Origin of the sequence: Bradyrhizobium zhengyangense, from assembly GCF_022012555.1 — a bacterium.
Lineage (GTDB): Bacteria > Pseudomonadota > Alphaproteobacteria > Rhizobiales > Xanthobacteraceae > Bradyrhizobium > Bradyrhizobium zhengyangense.
The window spans coordinates 173,270-192,921 of the sequence record NZ_JAKLTZ010000006.1 but is presented as its reverse complement, the minus strand read 5'-3'; the positions used below and the strand labels follow the sequence as shown (position 1 = coordinate 192,921).

Annotated in this window: 6 protein-coding genes; 5 read left to right on the top strand and 1 reads right to left on the bottom strand. The window is 63.8% G+C overall.

The window, feature by feature from the left end; all coding sequences use genetic code 11:
- Positions 1–373 precede the first annotated feature (373 nt).
- Both L6639_RS23705 and L6639_RS23700 read left to right on the top strand, forming a co-directional pair.
- Positions 374–11,482, top strand: coding sequence for a FecR domain-containing protein (locus L6639_RS23705; RefSeq protein WP_237864046.1), 11,109 nt, complete (start codon positions 374–376; stop codon positions 11,480–11,482).
- A 147-nt stretch (positions 11,483–11,629) separates the two neighbouring features.
- Positions 11,630–13,864 carry a CHASE2 domain-containing protein gene (locus tag L6639_RS23700; protein ID WP_237864045.1) on the top strand — a complete coding sequence of 745 codons (2,235 nt, stop codon included), beginning with the start codon at positions 11,630–11,632 and terminating at the stop codon, positions 13,862–13,864.
- Between the two features lie 149 nt (positions 13,865–14,013).
- On the opposite strand, the gene L6639_RS23695 is transcribed toward L6639_RS23700, so the two are convergent.
- Positions 14,014–15,609 (bottom strand): ABC transporter substrate-binding protein, encoded by a 1,596-nt coding sequence (locus tag L6639_RS23695; protein WP_237864044.1) that lies wholly within the window; start codon positions 15,607–15,609, stop codon positions 14,014–14,016.
- 202 nt (positions 15,610–15,811) lie between these two features.
- Between L6639_RS23695 and L6639_RS23690 the strand changes: the two genes are divergently transcribed.
- From L6639_RS23690 to L6639_RS23680, 3 genes are all read left to right on the top strand, one after another.
- Positions 15,812–17,470, top strand: a complete 1,659-nt coding sequence (locus tag L6639_RS23690; RefSeq protein ID WP_237864043.1) for an ABC transporter substrate-binding protein — start codon at positions 15,812–15,814, stop codon at positions 17,468–17,470.
- 189 nt (positions 17,471–17,659) lie between these two features.
- Positions 17,660–18,613, top strand: a complete 954-nt coding sequence (locus L6639_RS23685) for an ABC transporter permease (RefSeq protein WP_237864042.1) — start codon at positions 17,660–17,662, stop codon at positions 18,611–18,613.
- Between the two features lie 4 nt (positions 18,614–18,617).
- A complete protein-coding gene (locus L6639_RS23680) occupies positions 18,618–19,520 on the top strand; it encodes an ABC transporter permease (RefSeq protein ID WP_237864041.1) in 903 nt (300 codons plus the stop codon).
- The last annotated feature ends 132 nt before the right edge of the window (positions 19,521–19,652 follow it).

The following is a 19,652-nucleotide window of genomic DNA, read 5'->3' as shown; positions in this document are numbered from 1 at the left end:
CGATTCTGCTTCTATGGCTAATGACCAGCAATTTCACGGGTTCTGTTAGCTGGGTCACAGATTTAGCTCCGTATTTGCCGCAGTATGGCGCGGGGTACTACGAAGAAAAGATGACACAAGTATCCGACAAATGGTTAATATGTTGGAATACGTAATCTAGTGGAAGATAGACTTGAGAAAGCGACGATTTACGCGAAATCTCTGCAAGATATACTTCAGTTTATCTTTGGATGTCGCCGTAGGCATAGGCTTCCACCGCCAAGTGATACGAAATCACACAAGCAATAGATGGTTTCGCTAGGGACTTGGTAATGCTATGCAAGCTTAGGCGATCGATACTTACTTAGATTTTAACACTTTTCACGGTGCCCGGTTGAATTACGCTGGCAAATTTGACGCCGCGCTCACCTTGGATGGCCAGGGCTTTCGTTCGTCCGCCTCTGATCACGTCGATTCGTTTACCGCCAAGGCACACGGCCACGTGCCTGACGGCGCGGTCGTCATCGCCGACCCCAATCTGATCTTCCACGGCGAGTTCAAGCGCGCGGGCCTCGATCTCGTGCTCTCGCACGACGGCCACGATGTCGTCGTTCACGATTATTTTAGGGGCGACAAGCGCGCGGCGATCGCCTCGCCCGACGGCGCGCATCTCACCGGCGACATCGTCAGCGCGCTCACCGGCTACGTCCAGGTCGCGCAGGCTGCGCCCGGTGCCGCCGTGGCGCAGGTCATCGGTCATGTCACCAAGCTGACCGGCAGCGCGACCGTGGTCCGCAACGGCGTCTCGGTCATCCTCAATAACGGCGACAACGTCGAGAAGGGCGACGTGGTCTCGACCGGCTCGGACTCAACGCTCGGCATCACCTTCATCGACGGCACCGTGTTCGGCCTGTCCTCCAACGCGCGGATGGTGCTGAACGAGATGGTCTACGACCCCAACGGGTCGAACAATTCCTCGCTGCTCAGCCTGGTCGCGGGCACCATCACCTTCGTCGCCGGCGAGACCGCCAAGCACGGCGACATGAAGATCGACACGCCGGTCGCCACCATGGGCATCCGCGGCACGGCGGTGCTGACCGAGATCGCTTTCGTCGTTCCCGCGGGCGGCGGTGATCCGCAGCCGCAGGCGAACTTCCAGGTGCTGGTCGAGCCGAACGGCACCACCGGCTCCTACATCCTGTTCGACAAGCTGACGCTGCTGCCGATCGCGACGGTCAACCAGGCCGGCCAGATGATCCAGATCAGCGGCGGCAACGTCTCGGTCACCAATGCGCTGCTGTCGCCTGACGTGCAGAAGCTGATCAACGACGTGTTCACGCTGAAGTTCACCGACAACAACACCAACACCAAGCTCACCAACAACTCTACCGACTCGATCACGCAGAACGGCGACATTGTCCTGATCAAGACGGACACCGGCGCCACCGCGACTGCGACCTTCGTCAATCCGGTCAACACCGGTGGCAATTTGGCGCAGGGCGGGTCGGACAAGGGGGTCGACCGTATTCCCGGCGCACCCTTCGCGAGCGTCCTCGATGGCAACGGCAACGTGGTGACCGCGTTCGCCGTGACTGAGCACGCGCATGCGACCGGCGACCGCGCCGACACCACCGGCGATGCCGTGCCTGCCGACACCATCATCTTCCGGGTCAACTTCGTCGACCAAAACCTGGGCGACCGGCCGACGGTGTCGGTGGACCTCGATCCATCAAAATTAACCTATACGGACTCCGGCCATCACGACGTCACCGCCTCGCTCACTGCGCTCCAGAAGCAGGATATTGCGGCGACGCAGATCAAGATCGCTGTCGTCGCCGACGGCGGCAACAACAACAACGGTTCTGCGACCCTAACCTACACGATCCCCGATCACGCCTTCGACTTCCTCGCCGACGGCGAAACGCTGACGGTGACTTACATCGTCAGCGTCAACAACAATTTCTCGGTCCAGCCCGAAACCAGGCAGCTCCCGATCACCATCACGGTCACCGGCACCAACGACAAGCCGGTGATCACCACCAGCGTGCCGACGATCACCTTCTCGGGTGGCACCAGCGTGCCGGGCGGGCCGCTCACCACCAACGTTCCGACCACTGGCACCCTCACCTTCACGGATGTCGACCTCACCGACACCCACACCGTATCCGTGGCGCTGACCGGCGCGAGCCTGCCGGACGGCACCACCGTGCCGCCGGGTCCGCTTGCCGCGTTCCAGAGCGCCATGTCGGTTGCGATCGCGGGCGGCCTCGATTCAACCGGCACTGGCACCGGCACCATCAACTGGTCGCTGGCCGATCTGCCCGTCTACCTCGCCGACTTCATTCCGAAGGGCGAAGTGCTGACGCTGGTCTACACCGTGACGGTCGCTGACGAGCACAATGCGACCTCGCAGCAGACCATCACCGTCAAGATCACAGGCACCGACGCCCCGGCGGTGGTCTGGATCGCGACGAACCAGCCCTCGGGCGGTTTCTGGAAGGACGCCGCGAACTGGGAAACCGGCACGGTCCCGACCAGCAACGACGATGTTATCGTCATCACCGATCAGCTCCATGGGCTGACGCCGTCCTATCCCGTCACGATCGACGTCGCGGCCTTCGGCAAATCGCTGACGATGGACGATTACGACACCACGGTGGACCACACGGCGCCGCAGGTGATCAACCACGGCACGTTGACGCTCGCGGGCGCGCTCACGCTCAATGCCGATGCGAAGTTCACCAATGCGGCAGACGGTACCGTTTTCGTCGGCGGCGCGATCGATGTCGAGACGATCACCAGGCCGAAGACCGGCGTGGTCGTTACCAATACCGCCACGATCACCAACGCCGGCACGCTGACGCTGGACGCGGGCGGTGTGATCGACACGCTGACCACCATCGTCAATTCCGGCACCATCAACCTTTTCGGCGGCACGCTGACGCTGGATACCGGCATTGCCAATGCCGGCGGGACCGTGCAGGTCGGCTCCCTCGCGACGCTGGTCGCGAACGCCGTGACGATCGACGGCGGCACGGTCAATGTTTCCGGCACGCTGGAGCTCGACGGCATCAACCTGATCGAGAACGGCACGCTGAACAATTCCGGCGTGGTCAACGTCAAGGGCGCGGTGGAGTTCGCCAGCGAAACCGGTTTCAACAACGCCGGCGGTCTCATCGAAGTATTTGCACATGACGCGCTGACGATCGACCAGGGCTCCCGGATCAACAATGCCGGCGACGTCAAGATCGATGTCAGCAGCAAGCTGACTATCAATGGTGCAACGATCGACGGTAGTGCGATTACCATCCTCCCGGGAACGCCGGTGGTCCATGCTGAGAGCGACAGCGGCGGCGGTACGCTCACCATAACGAGCATCCCCAAGGGTGGTACCGTCACGAACAATGGCGAGATCGATCTCACCGGCGACGGGGTGCTGAGCAACGGCAAGCTGACGAACAACGGTACCCTCAACGTGACCGGCACCGGCAATGCGCTGAACGGCGAGGCCGTCACCAATGCCGGCACCATCGAGGTGCTCACAGGCGCACTCGCGATCGGTCCGGGATCGACTGTCGATAATTCCAGCGGCAACGTCATTGTCGATGCCGCGTTGACCCTGAACGGCGCCACGATCAGCGGCGGCACCGTCAAGGGCGCCGGCAACATTGATGTCACCGGCGCCAGCAAGATCGACAGCGGCGCCACGCTCAGCATTGCCACGGTCACGGCCGATGCCAAGCTGACGCTGGACGGCATCACGGTCTCAGGCTCCGTCATCACCGACAATGCCAGCATCGAGCTCGACGACACCGTCAAGCTGCAGGGCGGTGCCAAGATCCAGGGCGGCCCCGTCACCAACAACGCCACGCTGGAGATCGCGGGCGCCGCGACACTGCTCGACGACGTCGTGACCAACCACGGTACGGTGCAGGTCGACGGCAGCCAGACGTTAACGTTGTCGAACACCGAGATCTCGGGCGGAGCCATTGACGGCGCCGGCACAATCGACGTCACGGTCGCGAGCACGATCGACGGCGGTGCCACGCTGAGCACGAGCGCGGTCACGGCCGATGCAAAGCTGACGCTGGACGGCATCACGGTCTCGGGCTCTGTCATCACCGACAATTCCAGCATCGAGCTCGATCACACCGTCAAGCTCCAGGGCAGCGCCAAGATCCAGGGCGGCCCGGTCACCAACAACGGTACGCTGGAGATCTCAGGCGCGGCGACACTGCTTAACGATGTCGTCACCAACCACGGCACGGTCAAGGTCGACGGCGGTCAAGCGCTGACGTTGTCGGGCACGGAGATTTCAGGCGGCGCCATCGACGGCACAGGTACGATCGACGTCACCGGTGCCAGCAAGATCGACGGCGGCGCGACGCTGAGCACGAGCACGGTAACAGTCGAGGCGGGCACAACCCTGACGCTCGATACCGCAACGGTCGATGGCGCGACGATCTCGGACAAGGGCAGCATCACGATCGGCGGCACCGTGAAGCTGACCGGCGGTGCGGTGATCCAGGGTAGTTCGAGCGTTTTCGCTCCCAAGGGCGGAAGTCCCGCCACGGTGGAGTTCAACTGGGGGCAGCTCGGCACGTCATTCACCGTGCTCGGCAGTCCGCAGCAGGTCGTCGCGACCGACGGCACCGGCGGCACGGTCTCTTCCGCTGGCGGTTCCTTTGAGCTGCGTGACCAAGGCTATGGCTGGTTCGGGAATTTTGCGCCTGGAACCCATCTGCTGTGGGATCGTGGGGCCGGCCCCGACATCACCATTAAGTTCGCCGCGCCGGTCTCTTCGGCGGGGGCGCAAATCCAGGCCGATTACTACGGAAGCTTCACCGCCGAGATCATTGCCTATGATCTGGGCGGCAACGTAATCGGTACTGTTAGCAAAGACGGCGTAAGCAACGGTAACAGCGACGGGTCGGCGATCTTCATCGACCTGGTCGGCAGCAGTGCTGACATCGCTATGGTCAAGTTCATCCTGACCAGCGCGAGCTATTCGCTGAACGATTTTGCCCTCGGCCCGGTGCAATTCTCGAAGGGTTCCTCCGTCGGTGGAAGCGGCCCGATCGTCAATAACGGCACGCTAGAGATCGAGGGCGCCGCGACGCTGCTGGATGATATCGTCACCAACCACGGCACGGTGTCGGTCGATGCTGGTCAGACGCTGACAGTGTCAGGCACGGAGATCAGCGGTGGCTCGATCGCCGGACCAGGTACGATCGACGTCACCGGCGACAGCGCGATTGACGGCGGGGCAACGCTGAGCGCCGGCTTCGTCACGGTCGAGAACCTCCAGGCTCTGATGCTCGATGCGATGACGGTCGATGGCACAGCCATCACCGTCAAGGGCAGCATCGAGCTGGACGATACCGTCAAGCTGCAGGGCGGCGCGAAGATCCAGGGTGGCCCGGTCACCAACAACGGCACGCTGGAGATCTCAGGCGCGGCGACGCTGCTTAATGACGTCGTTACCAACATCGGCACGGTGCAGGTCGACGGCAGTCAGACACTGACGCTGTCGAACACCGAGATCTCGGGCGGGGCCATCGACGGCTCGGGCACCATCGACGTCACGGTCGCGAGCAAGATCGACGGCGGCGCGACGTTGAGCACGAGCGCGGTCACGGCCGATGCGAAGCTGACCCTGGACGGCATCACGGTCGCAGGCTCGGTTATCACCGACAATTCCAGCATCGAGCTGGACGATACCGTCAAGCTGCAGGGCGGCGCGAAGATCCAGGGTGGCCTGGTCACCAACAACGGCACGCTGGAGATCGCGGGCGCCGCGACGCTGCTCAACGATGTCGTGACCAACATCGGCACGGTGCAGGTCGATGACGGCCAGATCCTGACCCTCGCGGGCACCGAAATATCCGGCGGCGCCATCAATAACTACAGCGGCCCGTCGGGCGGCATGATCAACGTCACCGGCGACAGCACGATCGACGGCAACGCGGCCCTGAACAAGGGCACTGTGGCGGTTGCGAGCGACATCACGCTGACATTCGACGATGCGACCGTGTCGGCAAGCAAGATCACGAACAACGGCACCGTCAAGGTCGAGGCCGACAAGAAGCTGACGCTGGTCGGCGCCACCCTGACGGGCGGCGCGCTCACGATCGCAGGGACGCTCGCTTCGTCCGGCACCACAGCGGTGACCGACGCCAACATCTCGAACAGCTATCTGCTGGAATCGACGCTCGGCGGGCTCTTGACGCTGCTGGCGACGGGCTCCACCCCCAAGATCAGCAATGACGGCGGCACGATCCGGGCCAACAATGCCGAGCTCGACATCAACACCGAGGCCGTCACCAATACCGGCACGCTGGGCGCGATCAACGACGGCACGCTGAAGCTGATCTCGACTGACGTGACCAACACCGACGGGGCCGTGTCGATCGAGTCGGGCTCGACGCTCGATCTTTCCGCCGCGACGATCGACGGCGGCACCGTGACGCTTGCCGGCACGCTGGAATCCTTCGGCACCAGCGCTATCAGCAACGCCGACATCACCAACACCGGCACGATCACGGTCACCAGCGGCACGCTGACGATCGATCCTGCTATCGTCCACACCCTCGCCAACCACCAGCTGCTCCAGGCAAATGGCGGCGAGCTGGACATCTCCGGCGAGCAGATCGTCAACACCGCCGATATCAAGGCAATTGGCGGCGGCATTCTGAAGCTGACGTCGCTGACCGTCGCCAACGACGGCGGGACTGTGACGGTCGATGGCAGCTCGAAGCTCTATCTGTCCGATATCGTCACGATCAACGGCGGTCAGCTGAGCAACTCCGGCCATATCTTCAGCGTCTCCAACGCCAACACGATCTCGGGCGTCGTGACCAACACCGGCTTCATCGAGGTGCAGGCCGGCACGCTGAACCTCTCCGGCGGGCTCACCGGCGTGGGCCAGCTGATTATCGACGACAAGGCGACGCTGGAGCTTGCCGGTGCTGACGCGCAGACCGTCACCTTTGCCGGCGGCGCCGATACGCTCCAGCTCGACAAGAGCAGTCTCGGCTTCACCGGCACCATTACCGGCCAGTCGTCGACCGGCGGCACGTTCACGGTCACCGGCGCGGCCGACATTACGACCTCGATCAACGACGCGCTCGACTTCACGGCGTCGGGCGGCACATCCCTCAAGCCCGCGAGTATCGTCCTCACGCCGACCGGCACGCTGAACGGCGCGGCCAACGGCATCGTTGTCATTCAGAACGGCACCGGCGACATCTCGCTGACGGCGACAAAGGACGTCACGGGCCTGGCCGGCAACGGCATCACGCTGCGCGACAGCGCGACCGGCGTAGGCGACATCACGATCGACAATCTCACCGGTAAGGCGACGGGCACTGGCGCGAATTCGGAAGGCATTCTGGTCGAGAATCTGAATGCCGCGAACGCCGGCGACATCTCGATCACCCAGCTTGGCGGGGCCGCCGGCGGTGCCTTCGGCATCGATGCGACGACACAAGGCGATGGCGCCATCAGCATCGACGCCGGCGGCAACGTCACGGCGAGCTCGACCTACGGCATCCGTGCGCGTAGCTATGGTGCCGGTGACATCGCCGTCGCGACCGAGGCCGGCAGTGTCGTGACCTCGGGAAGCTCCGGTATCGTGGCCGTCAACCGGGCGACCTCGCTCGACAGTGGGAACGACAGCACCATCACTGTCAACGCGCATGGCTCGATCCATTCTGGCGGCACGTCAAACCTGGCTGGCAATCCGCCGGCTGGCATCCAGGCCGGCTATACTGGCTCGACGAACAGCACCGGTGCCAATACCGCCGTTACCGGCACGGTCGTTGTCAATAATTACGCCGACATTACCGCCGGGGCGGGCTCGGGCATCGACGCCTACAATTACGGGAACGGTAACGTCACGGTGACCAGCTTCGCCGGCACCACGATTTCCGTGTCCGGAACTCAGAGCTACGGCATCGAGGCCTCCGCCCTCAGCGGTGGCACCGGCGACATCACGGTCACGCTGGGCACAAGCGTCACGATCTCGGGTGCAACGGCCTACGGCGTCAAGGCCTACAGTATCGATGCCGGCGACATCGCCGTCACGCTCGCGACGGGCGACAGCATCACGTCGGGCAGCTCGGGCATCGTCGCAGTGAATTATGCGACAGCGATCGGAAGCGATCTGCACAGCACGATCTCCGTCGAGGCGCATGGCACGATCCATTCCGGCAGCACGCTGAACAACGATGGCGCCACGCCGGGCGGGATCATCGCCGGCTACAAGCCGGGCGGCGACGCCACCTTCTCGGGCGCGGTCAATGGCGATGTCATCGTCGACAGCGATGCCACGATCACGGCCGATGCTGGCTTCGGCATCGAGGCATTCACCTGGGGCGCCGGCAACGTCACGGTCTCGACCGGCAAGGCCTCGTCGATCACTGCCGCCGGCAACGCGATCCGTGCCTCCGATCACGGCGGCGGCGATGTGAGCGTCACCAACGAGGGCTCGGCCACAGGCGCGGTTGCTCTGGGCGTTGTGGCGACCGGCAAGAGCAACGTCACCATCCTCAATGACGGCGAACTCACCGCCACGGGAACGGCCGGCATCGTCGTCACCCAGAACGATGCAAGCGCGACCGGCTCGACACATATCACCAATACCGGCTCGGTCGTGGGAGCGAGCGGTCACTACGCGATCTTCGTCCAGGAGAACACGACCGGCGCGGCGGTGATCGACAATACCGGCACGATCGGACCCGATGCCCCCGGCAGCGTGACCTCGACAACCTACGCTATCGCCGAGACCGGCGGCGCGGTCACGATCAACAACAGCGGGCACATCAACGGCAACATCTCGGTCGCCAGTGCCACGTTCGACAACAACACGGCCGGCACCTGGACCGTCTCCGGCACCAGCGTGTTCGGCACGCTGTCCAAGATCGACAATGCCGGTGAGATCGACCTCCACGACGGTGCTTCGGTCTCGAGTGCGGACGGGGTGGCGTTTGGCATCACCAACTCCGGCAAGATCGAGAGCTGGGGCTCCGCCTCGATCACCGGCAATATCACCAATACCAACACGATCGAGATCCACACCGACGGGACGCTGTCGCTGTTCGGGTCGCTGTCAGGCTCCGGCTCGGTCACCATCGACACCGGCGCGACGCTCGTGGTTGACGCCGCGGTGTCGCAGACGGTCACCTTCGGCGGCAGTGGCGCCGAGCTCGATATCCAGACCACGGATTTCGGCGGATCGATCGCGGGATTGGCGTCGACAGACAAGATCGACCTGTCGAGCATCGACTATGGCCTCGGCACCAGTGCGGCCTACGTCGCCAACGACGACGCCAGCACCGGCGGCACGCTGACGATCACCGACGCCGCAGGGCACCACATCAGTCTGACCCTGACCGGTGCCGACTACAGCCACGCGACCTTTGCGGGCAGCAATGACGGCACGGATCATACGCTGATCACGGTCAACGCCGCCGACGACGCGCCCAAATTCACCACCGATGGCGCGACGCTGACCGCGAGCGTCTCCGAGCTTGCCGACACCACCGGCGCCTCCACGACATACGATCCGTCGCCTGCCGCGACCGGCTCGATCGCCTTCACCGACGTCGACCTGACCGACCGGTCGACGGCGACGGTCACCCATCAGGACGTGACCTGGCTCGCCGCCGACCACACCGCTCTGACGCTGACGCCGGACGAGATCAGCGCGCTCGAACACGCGCTGTCGCTGCAACTGACCGGCAAGAACAACGGCACCGTCGGCTGGAGCTATTCGATCGCCGACGGCTCGCTGGATTTCCTCGGGCAGGGCCAGACCGCGACGGTGGTCTCCACCATCACGCTTGACGACGGCCACAAGACCGACACGACCCAGGTCACCGTCACGATATCAGGCGCGAACGACGCCCCGGCGATCGCGGCCAAGGCCGGCGACAGTGCCGGCGCCGACCTGAGCGAGACCAATTCGGGGCTCGGCGCGACCGGCACGCTCACCGTGTCCGACGCCGACGCCACCGATCACGTCACGGTCGCGCTCGATCACCTCTCGGTCTATCTCGACGGGACCTTGCAAACCGACGGCATCGACGGGCTGTCGAACGCAGACCTCCTGAACTATCTCACCGTGCAGTCCGGCGACATCCTGAACGGCACGGCAACCCACGCCCAGTTCACCTGGGACTTCAATTCCAGCAGCCAGGCCTTCGACTTCCTGGCCGCGGGCCATACGCTGTCGCTGCAATACACCATCGTGCCCGACGACAGCCATACGCCGACCGGCACCGGCAATGGCGTCGTCACGATCAACATCGCCGGCAGTAACGACGCGCCGACGCTCGACAGCACCACGCTCGCCTCCGTCGCCGGCAACGAGAGCGATCCGACTGGCAGCGCCGTCAGCGACCTCTTCGCAGGCAAATTCCACGACGTCGACGACGGCTCGAGCTTCAAGGCCATCGCGGTCACTTCGGACACGGCATCGTCCGCCGACGGCGTCTGGCAGTACGAGCTCGCCGGCACCCATCAGTGGGTCGACATCGGTTCGGTCAGCGACACACAGGCGCTGGTGCTGGGCACCGATACGCTGATCCGCTTCCTGCCCGCCGATGGCTTTAACGGCACGCCGGCCCCGCTCGGCGTCCACGCCCTCGACGACACCTATACCGGGGGGATCACGACCTCCGCTTCGCCGGCGACGACGACTGACATCACCGCGATGAGCACCGACGGCACCGCGCCGGTCTCGGACAAGACCGCCACGATTTCAACCAGCGTGACCGCGCCCCCCGGCGGACCGGTCATCGACACCGATCATTTCTACGTCTCGCACAATGGCGAGGCAGGCACCGACACCATCTTCAATCTTTCGGTCAGCGACACCGATTCCAGCGCGTCGACGGATGAGTTTACGGTCGCGGCGTCGACCTTGCATGCGCCGGGCAGCAGCGTCGATCTGTCGCCGGCGTCGGGCTCGCTCGACGACATCAACACAGCGTTCGAGAATGGTGTGACCTACTCTCCGGGCGATCCGGCACCCGACCAGGACCGGATCGCGCTCACCGTGACGGACAAGACCACCGGTGCTTACGACACCGTCAACTTCATCTTCGACGAGGCTGGCGACACCAGCCAGGGCATCACCCTGACCGGCACCGGCGGCAAGGACGTGATCTTCGCGCCGACGACCGGCGACACGCTGACCGGCGGCGGCGGCAAGGATCAGTTCGTGTTCGCGCCGGGCTTCGGCGGGGGCGACGCCTCGCACACCATTACCGATTTCATCGAGGGCCTGGACAAGATCGACCTGCGCCAGTTCTCGGATGTCGGCTCCATCGGCAATCTCACAATCGTGCAGCAGGAGGGCACCAGCGACACGCTGGTCACCTGGCATCAGCAGATCAGTCACCCCGAGGGCGGACCGATCACGGAGAACGAGCAGCTGTTGCTGAAGAGCGTTATCGCCGCAAATCTCAAGGCCAGCGATTTCATCTTCCACATCACCTGATGAACGCCGGACCCGCCCGGCCCGGAACGCGGAGCTTGACCGCGGCAAAAAATCCATAATCCTCCGCCATCAGACAATGGCCAACCGCGCGGAGAGGCTCCATGATCGCTCGAACGGACGCGATGCGCGGCAGGAAGCGCGACTGATATGAAACGTCTCAAGATCCTGCGCCGGTGGTTCACGCGAAAGTTCGGCTTGGCGCGGCTGCTGTGCCTTGCGCTGCTGGTCGTGTTCGCGGGTCTGCGGGTCTGGGATCCGCCGCCGGTGCAGGAGCTGCGGCTGCGCACCTTCGACATGTTCCAGCTGGTCGACCCGCGCGACAAGAAGGGGGTGAGGCCGGTCACCATCGTCGACATCGACGACAAGAGCCTTGCCAAATTCGGCCAGTGGCCATGGCCGCGCACGCGGGTCGCCGACATGATCGCCAACCTCACCAGTCACGGCGCGGTGGCGATCGGTTTCGACGTGGTGTTCTCGGAGCCCGACCGGCTCAATCCTGACCTGGTCGCGGGCCAGATGCGCTATCTCGACGAGGCCACCCGCACCAGGCTGCGCGAATTGCCGAGCAACGACGAGATCCTTTCGGAGGCGATCAAGCGCTCGCGCGTGGTGTTGGGCGAGACCGGGCAGTCTGCGATCACTTCGGAGATCGACAAGGCGCTTCCCTTCACCGGCGTGGCAACGGTCGGCGAGGCGGGGCCCGAGCGCTTTCTGTTCGAATTCCCGGGTCTGTTGCGCAACGTGCCTATCATCGAGCGGGTCGCCGCGGGCCGCGGCCTGTTCACGATCCAGACCGAGCGCGACGGCCTGATCCGGCGCGTGCCGATGATCATGCGCGCGCAAGGCCAGATCATGCCGTCGCTCAGTCTCGAGATCCTGCGCGTCGTCACGGGGACGCCGACGCTGTTGGTGCGCACCGACAAGAGCGGCATCCGCGCCGTCCGCATCAAGGGCGTCGAGATTCCGACCGACGAGAACGGCCAGCTCTGGGTGCACTATGCCCGCCGCGACCCCTCGATCTACGTCTCGGCGGCTGATGTGCTCGACAACACGGTGTCGCCGGGCAAGCTTGCCGGCAAGCTGGTGCTGATCGGGACCTCCGCTGTCGGCCTGAACGACATCAAGACCACGCCGGTATCGCGCGCCATGCCGGGTGTCGAGATCCATGCCCAGGTGCTCGAAAGCGTGCTGACCGGCGCCGCGATTTCGCGGCCGAACTACGCGCTCGGCCTCGAATTGATCGTCGCGATGATCATCGGCATTCTCGTCATCATCTTCACGCCGAATCTCGGACCGGTGCGACTGGTGCTGGCGGGCGCGTTGTTCGCCGCTATCCTGATCGGCGTGTCCTGGTTCTTCTACGCGAAATACCGCTACCTCATCGACTTCACCTATCCGCTGCTGTCGACCACGGCGATCTATTTGACCTTCATCTTTGCAAGCTTCGTGCGCGAGCAGCGCCAGCGCGTGCAGATCCGCGGCATCTTCGCCCAATACATGTCGCCCGTGCTGGTCGAACAGCTCGCGCAATCGCCGGAGAAGGTCGTGCTCGGCGGCGAGGAGCGCGAGATGACGATCATGTTCTCCGACGTGCGCGGCTTCACCACGATCTCGGAAAGCTACAAGCACGATCCGCAAGGCCTGATCACGCTGATGAACCGCTTCCTGACGCCGCTCACGGACGTGATCATCGAACAGAAGGGTTACGTCGACAAATATATGGGCGACGCCATCATGGCGTTCTGGAACGCGCCGCTCGACGATGCCGAGCATCAGGTCCATGCCTGCGAGGCAGCGATCCAGATGCTCGAGAAGATCGACGTCGTCAACAGGGAGCGCGAGCAGGAAGCCGCCGATGGCGGCCACGTCTACATTCCGCTCAATGTCGGCATCGGCCTCAACACCGGCATCGGCGTGGTCGGCAACATGGGCTCCGACCTGAAGAAGAACTATTCGGTGCTCGGCGACAGCGTGAACCTCGCCTCGCGCCTGGAAGGCCAGACCAAGGAATACGGCTTCCCCATCATTGTCGGCTCGCGGACGGCGCTCGCCGCCAAGGACAGATTCGCGATCCTCGAGCTCGACTTCATCATGGTCAAGGGCAAGACCGAGCCGGAGGTGATCTATGCCATCGCCGGCCGCGAGGACGTGATGCAATCGGGCGCGTTCCAGCGCCTGCGCAACGTCACCATCGAGATGCTCGGCTGCTACCGCAACCGCGACTGGCAGGGTGCCCTCGACGCCATCGAGCGCGGCCGTCGCAGCGAGGACGCCGACACGCTGGAAAAGCTGTTCAAGCTGTACGAAGCGCGCATCGGGGAGTTCAAAGCCAATCCGCCGCCGGAGGGCTGGACCGGGGCGTATGCGCTGCTGACGAAGTAGGGGGGCTTTGTAGGGTGGGTTAGCTCAGCGGATGCGCGAAGCGCAATCCGTTGAGCGTAACCCGCCGACTCCGGTCCGTGTTTGCGGAAGCATGGTGGGTTACGCCCTCGGCTAACTAACCCACCCCCCGGCAGCTGTGTCCGCGGCCTTTACTCCACCCCGATCGTGGTCAGATCCTGGAACCAGTGCTGGGCCTGCACGAACTGCTTGATCTTCGGCGACAGCGCGTGCGGGTTGGTGTCGTGGACGACCCAGACCAGCGCGGCATCGTCGACGATGAGCGCATGGGCCTTGGCGATCAGCTCGTCCTGCTTGGCGGTGTCGAAGGTCTGCTTGGCCTGGTTGATCAGGGCGTCGACCTCGGGGTTCTTGTAGCCGCCCCAATTGACGCCGACAGGCGCGATCTGGTCGGAGGCGAAGAAGCGCACGATGGCGTAGAGCGGATCCGACGTGACATAGGCGATGTTGTTGGCGGTGATGCCGGCATTCATCTCGTCGGCCGCGCCCTTGCGCCAATGCGTATAGAGCGTCTCGAGTTCGACCACTTTGAAGTCGATGTCGATGCCGATCTCCTTGAAACTCTGCTGCAGGAATTCGTTCATCGGCAGCGACAGCATCTGGCCGGTGCCGCCCTGCGCGATGATGAAAGTGGTCTTCAGCGGCTTTTCTTTTGAATAGCCGGCTTCCTCCACCAGCTTCTTCGCCGCAGCAAGATCGTACTTCAATTCAAAGCTCGGTTTGCCGAACCACGGGCTCGACGGGTCGACCTGGCCCTTGGCCGGCTTTGCAAGCCCGTTCATCAGGCCGACCACCTCGTCGCGGTTGATGGCGAGGTTCAGCGCCTTGCGCAGGCGGATGTCGGTCCAGGGCGAGCCCGGCAGCACGCTGAGGTGATAATTCCAGACATGCGGCGTGACGTTGTCGACGAGTTTCATGCCGGCGGCTTTCAGCTGCGGCACGGCATCGGGCGCCGGAGTCTCGATCAGGTCGACTTGCCCTGCGAGCAGCGCGTTGGTGCGCGTCAGCGCTTCCGGCATCGGCACCAGCACGATCTTGTCGACCTTGGGAATCCGCTTCGGATTCCAATAGTCCGGATTCTTACTGAGCTCGGCGAGCTCGCGCGGCACCAGCTTGGTCAGCTTGAACGGGCCGGTGCCCGACGGCTGGCTTGCGAACTTGTCCCAATCCTTGCCGAGTTTCTCATATTGTGCCGGGCTCGACACCAGGAACCACAGCATCTGATACGGGAAAAAGGAATCGACCGTCTTGGTGGTGATCTCCACGGTGAAATCGTCGATCTTGGCGTAGCTGGCGACCGAGGGCAGGCGGGTCTTCACCTGCGCGCTCTGCCGCTTGTCGAATTGCGGCGCCTTGTCGTTGAGCACCTTGTCGAGATTCCAGATCACCGCATCGGCGTTGAACTCGCTGCCGTCGTGAAACTTCACGCCCTTGCGAAGGGTGAAGCGCCACTTGGTCTTGTCCGTGTCGTCGACCTTCCATTCGGTCGCGAGCCCCGGCACCAGTTTGCCCGGCCGATCGGCGACGTCCATCTCCCACGCCACCAGCGGATCGTAGATGGTGTAGGCCGTGAACTGATAGGCTCCGGCACCGCGATCGGGCTGGCCTGATGTCAGCGGAATATCCGCCATCGAGATGCCGTAGCGCACCACCGTTTCGGCGCGCGCCGAGAGTGCTGATATCGCCAGCGCAAGCGCGGCGAGACAGGTCGTTAAGCGAATACGCATAGCCCAAGCTCCCAGGAAAAGGTCGGGCTCAAACGTTGCAATCTTGATGCCAGAATAGGCAGCACGATGCCCATGCACGCGCACGATCACAAGGACTTGTCGTCGCAGGGGCAATTTGCAGAATAAGTTTCCCCGGATGGCATAGCCATTGCATACGTTTGCATCAAAATTAGTCATCGATATCGGGAAAAGGATTGAGGCGATGCTTATCAAGACAACCGCGCGTGCAGCATTGATCGCTGCACTTGCCGTGGCGGCTGCGGCGGCGTGGCCGCGCGCGGCCAGCGCCGAGACCGTGCTGCGCATCGGCATGACCGCGGCGGACATTCCGCGCACGCTCGGTCAGCCCGATCAGGGTTTTGAAGGCAACCGCTTCACCGGCGTCACCATGTATGACGCGCTCACCGGCTGGGACCTGTCGTCCGCCGACAAACCGAGCGTGGTGATCCCGGGCCTCGCGACCGAATGGAAGGTCGACGAGTCAGACAAGACCAAATGGACCTTCAAGCTGCGCCCCGGCGTCACCTTCCACGACGGCACCCCGTTCAATGCCGACGCAGTGGTCTGGAACGTCGACAAGGTCTTGAAGCAGGACGCGCCGCAGTTCGATCCGAGCCAGGTCGGCGTCACGGCCTCGCGTATGCCGACGCTGGCCTCCGCCAGGAAGATCGACGACATGACGGTCGAGCTCACCACCAAGGAGCCCGACAGCTTCCTGCCGATCAACCTCACCAACCTCTTCATGGCGAGCCCGGCAAAGTGGCAGCACTTTTATGACAAGGCCGGAGGCGCAGATGCCAAGGCCAAATCGCAGTCCGCCTGGACTGCCTTTGCCAAGGACGCCGCCGGCACCGGCCCGTGGAAGATGGCGGGCTTCACGCCGCGCGAGCGGCTCGAGCTGGTCAAGAATGCCGACTATTGGGACAAGACCCGCGTGCCCAAGATCGACAAGATGGTGCTGTTGCCGATGCCGGAGGCCAACGCGCGCACCGCGGCGCTTTTGTCTGGACAGGTCGATTGGGTCGAGGCGCCGGCGCCGGATGCGCTGCCCGAGCTCAAGCAACGCGGCTTCAAGCTCTATGCCAATGAGCAGCCGCACGTCTGGCCGTGGCAGTTCTCGCGTGTCGAAGGCTCGCCCTGGAACGACATTCGCGTCCGCAAGGCCGCCAATCTTTGCGTCGATCGCGAAGGCCTCAGGGACGGATTGCTTGCAGGGCTGATGGTGCCGGCGACCGGCACCTTCGAGCCCGGCCATCCCTGGCGCGGAAAACCGACCTTCGAGATCAAGTACGACAAGCCGGCTGCGCAAAAGCTGATGCAGGAGGCCGGCTTCGGTCCAAACAAGAAGCTGACGGTGAAGATCCAGACGTCTGCTTCAGGCTCGGGCCAGATGCAACCGCTACCGATGAACGAATACCTCCAGCAGGCGCTCGCCGAATGTTATTTCGACGTGCAGCTCGACGTCATCGAGTGGAACACGCTGTTCACCAACTGGCGCCGCGGCGCCAAGGATCCGAGCGCCAATGGCTCGAATGCGACCAACGTCACCTATGCGGCGATGGACCCGTTCTTCGCGCTGGTGCGCTTCCTGCAATCGGGCATGGCCCCGCCAGTCTCGAACAATTGGGGGTTCATCAACAATCCCAAGTTCGACGAGCTGGTGAAGAAGGCAAGGCAGACCTTCGACCCCGCCGCGCGCGACGCCGCGCTCGCCGAGCTGCACGCAGCCTCCGTCGACGACGCCGCCTTCCTCTACGTCGCCCACGACGTCGGCCCGCGCGCCATGAGCCCGAAAGTGACAGGCGTGATCCAGCCGAAGAGTTGGTTCATCGACTTCTCGCCGATTGCGATGCAGCAGTGAGGTGAGCACGCTGGTAGAGTTCCCTCCTCCCTTGTGGGGGAGGGTTAGGGAGAGGGGTAGCCACACAGGGACCGCCCGTGTGAACCCCCTTCCCCAACCCCTCCCCGCAAGGGGGAGGGGAGCCCTACCATCGCGCGTCCCTTACTGAAGACGCGCACCCAATCGTACGACATCACGTCAGGTCAATCCGTGCTCGCCTATATCGCCAGACGCATCGTCTATGTCATCCCGATCGTCATCAGCGTGGCGCTGGTGTGCTTTCTGCTCGTGCACATCACGCCGGGCGATCCGCTGGTTGCGGTGCTCCCCGCAGATGCCTCGCAGGAACTCGCCGCGCAGCTGCGCGCCGCCTATGGCTTCGACCGGCCGCTGCCGGTGCAGTTCGGCCTCTGGCTCTTGCGCGCGCTGCATGGCGATCTCGGCAATTCCATTGCCACGGGGCGCCCCGTGCTCGCCGAGGTCATGCGCGCGGTCGGCAACACCGTCACGCTGGCGATTGCGGCCGCCATCATCGGCTTCACCATGGGCATCCTGCTCGGGCTGATAGCCGGCTATTTCCGCGAGACATGGATCGACAAGCTCGCCACGTCGTTCGCCATCGCCGGCGTCTCGGTGCCGCATTACTGGCTCGGTATGGTGCTGGTCATTATCTTCTCGGTGGAGCTGAACTGGCTGCCCGCGGTCGGCGCCGGGCCCGGCGGCTCTGCGGCCTGGGCCTGGGATTGGGACCACCTGAAATATCTGGTGCTGCCGGCGATCACCACCTCGGTGATTCCAATGGGCATCGTCACACGCACCGTGCGCGCGCTCACTGGCGATATCCTCTCGCAGGATTTCGTTGAAGCGCTGCGCGCCAAGGGCCTGCACGAAACCGGCGTATTCCGCCACGTCATCAAGAACGCCGCGCCGACCGCGCTCGCGGTGATGGGGCTTCAGCTCGGCTACATGCTCGGCGGCTCGATCCTGATCGAGACCGTGTTCTCCTGGCCGGGCTCGGGCTTCCTGCTCAACTCCGCGATCTTCCAGCGCGACCTGCCGCTGCTGCAGGGCACGATCCTGGTGCTGGCACTGTTCTTCGTCTTTCTCAATCTCCTTGTCGACATCGCCCAAGCCGCGATCGATCCGCGTATCAAGCGGGGCTAGCGGGATGAGCGAGCTTCCCTTGTCCACCACCGCCGATGCCGCGCTGCAGGCCGCGCCCGCGACCAAGGCGCGCGGCTATTGGGCGACGGTCGGCCGCCGCATCCTGCGCGACAAGGTCAGCATGGCCTGCGCCATCGTGCTGCTGTTGATCTTCGTCTCCGCGATCCTCGCGCCCTGGCTCGGCCTGGAAGATCCCTACAAGGGGTCGATGATCCGCCGCCTGCGCCACATCGGCACATCAGGCTATCCGCTCGGCACCGACGAACTCGGCCGCGACATGCTGGCGCGACTGATCTATGGCGGCAGGCTGTCGCTGGTCATCGGCATCCTGCCTGTGATCCTCGCCTTCTGCATCGGCACCTCGCTCGGCATCATTGCCGGCTATGTCGGTGGCAAGCTCAACACCGCGATCATGCGCACCGTCGACGTGTTCTACGCCTTCCCGTCGGTGCTGCTGGCGATCGCGATCTCCGGTGCGCTCGGCGCCGGCATCCTCAACTCCATCGTGGCGCTGACCATCGTGTTCGTGCCGCAGATCACCCGCGTCGCCGAGAGCGTCACGACAGGCGTGCGCAACATGGATTTCGTCGAAGCCGCACGTGCCTCCGGCGCCGGGCCGCTCACCATCATGCGCGTGCACATTCTCGGCAACGTGCTGGGCGCGATCTTCGTCTATGCCACGAGCCTCATCTCGGTTTCCATGATCCTGGCGGCCGGCCTCTCCTTCCTCGGCCTCGGCACCAAGCCGCCGGAGCCGGAATGGGGCCTGATGCTGAATACGCTGAGGACCGCGATCTACGTCAATCCCTGGGTGGCAGCATTGCCGGGCGCGATGATCTTCGCGGTCTCGATCTGCTTCAACCTGCTCTCGGACGGCCTGCGCAGCGCCATGGACATCAGGAACTAGCGATGGTGAGAACGATGCAATTCGCCGCGGTGTTGGTGCCACACCTCTCCCGAAGGGAGAGGTCGGATTGCATCGCAAGATGCAATCCGGGTGAGGGGTTACGCTGCACCGAGTTTGCCGCGCCCCCTCACC

Bases quoted from the DNA above. Each gene is read 5' to 3' on its own strand.
- L6639_RS23700 (WP_237864045.1), top strand. From the start codon at position 11,630: ATGAAACGTCTCAAGATCCTGCGCCGGTGGTTCACGCGAAAGTTCGGC.
- L6639_RS23695 (WP_237864044.1), bottom strand. From the start codon at position 15,609: ATGCGTATTCGCTTAACGACCTGTCTCGCCGCGCTTGCGCTGGCGATA.
- L6639_RS23690 (WP_237864043.1), top strand. From the start codon at position 15,812: ATGCTTATCAAGACAACCGCGCGTGCAGCATTGATCGCTGCACTTGCC.
- L6639_RS23680 (WP_237864041.1), top strand. From the start codon at position 18,618: ATGAGCGAGCTTCCCTTGTCCACCACCGCCGATGCCGCGCTGCAGGCC.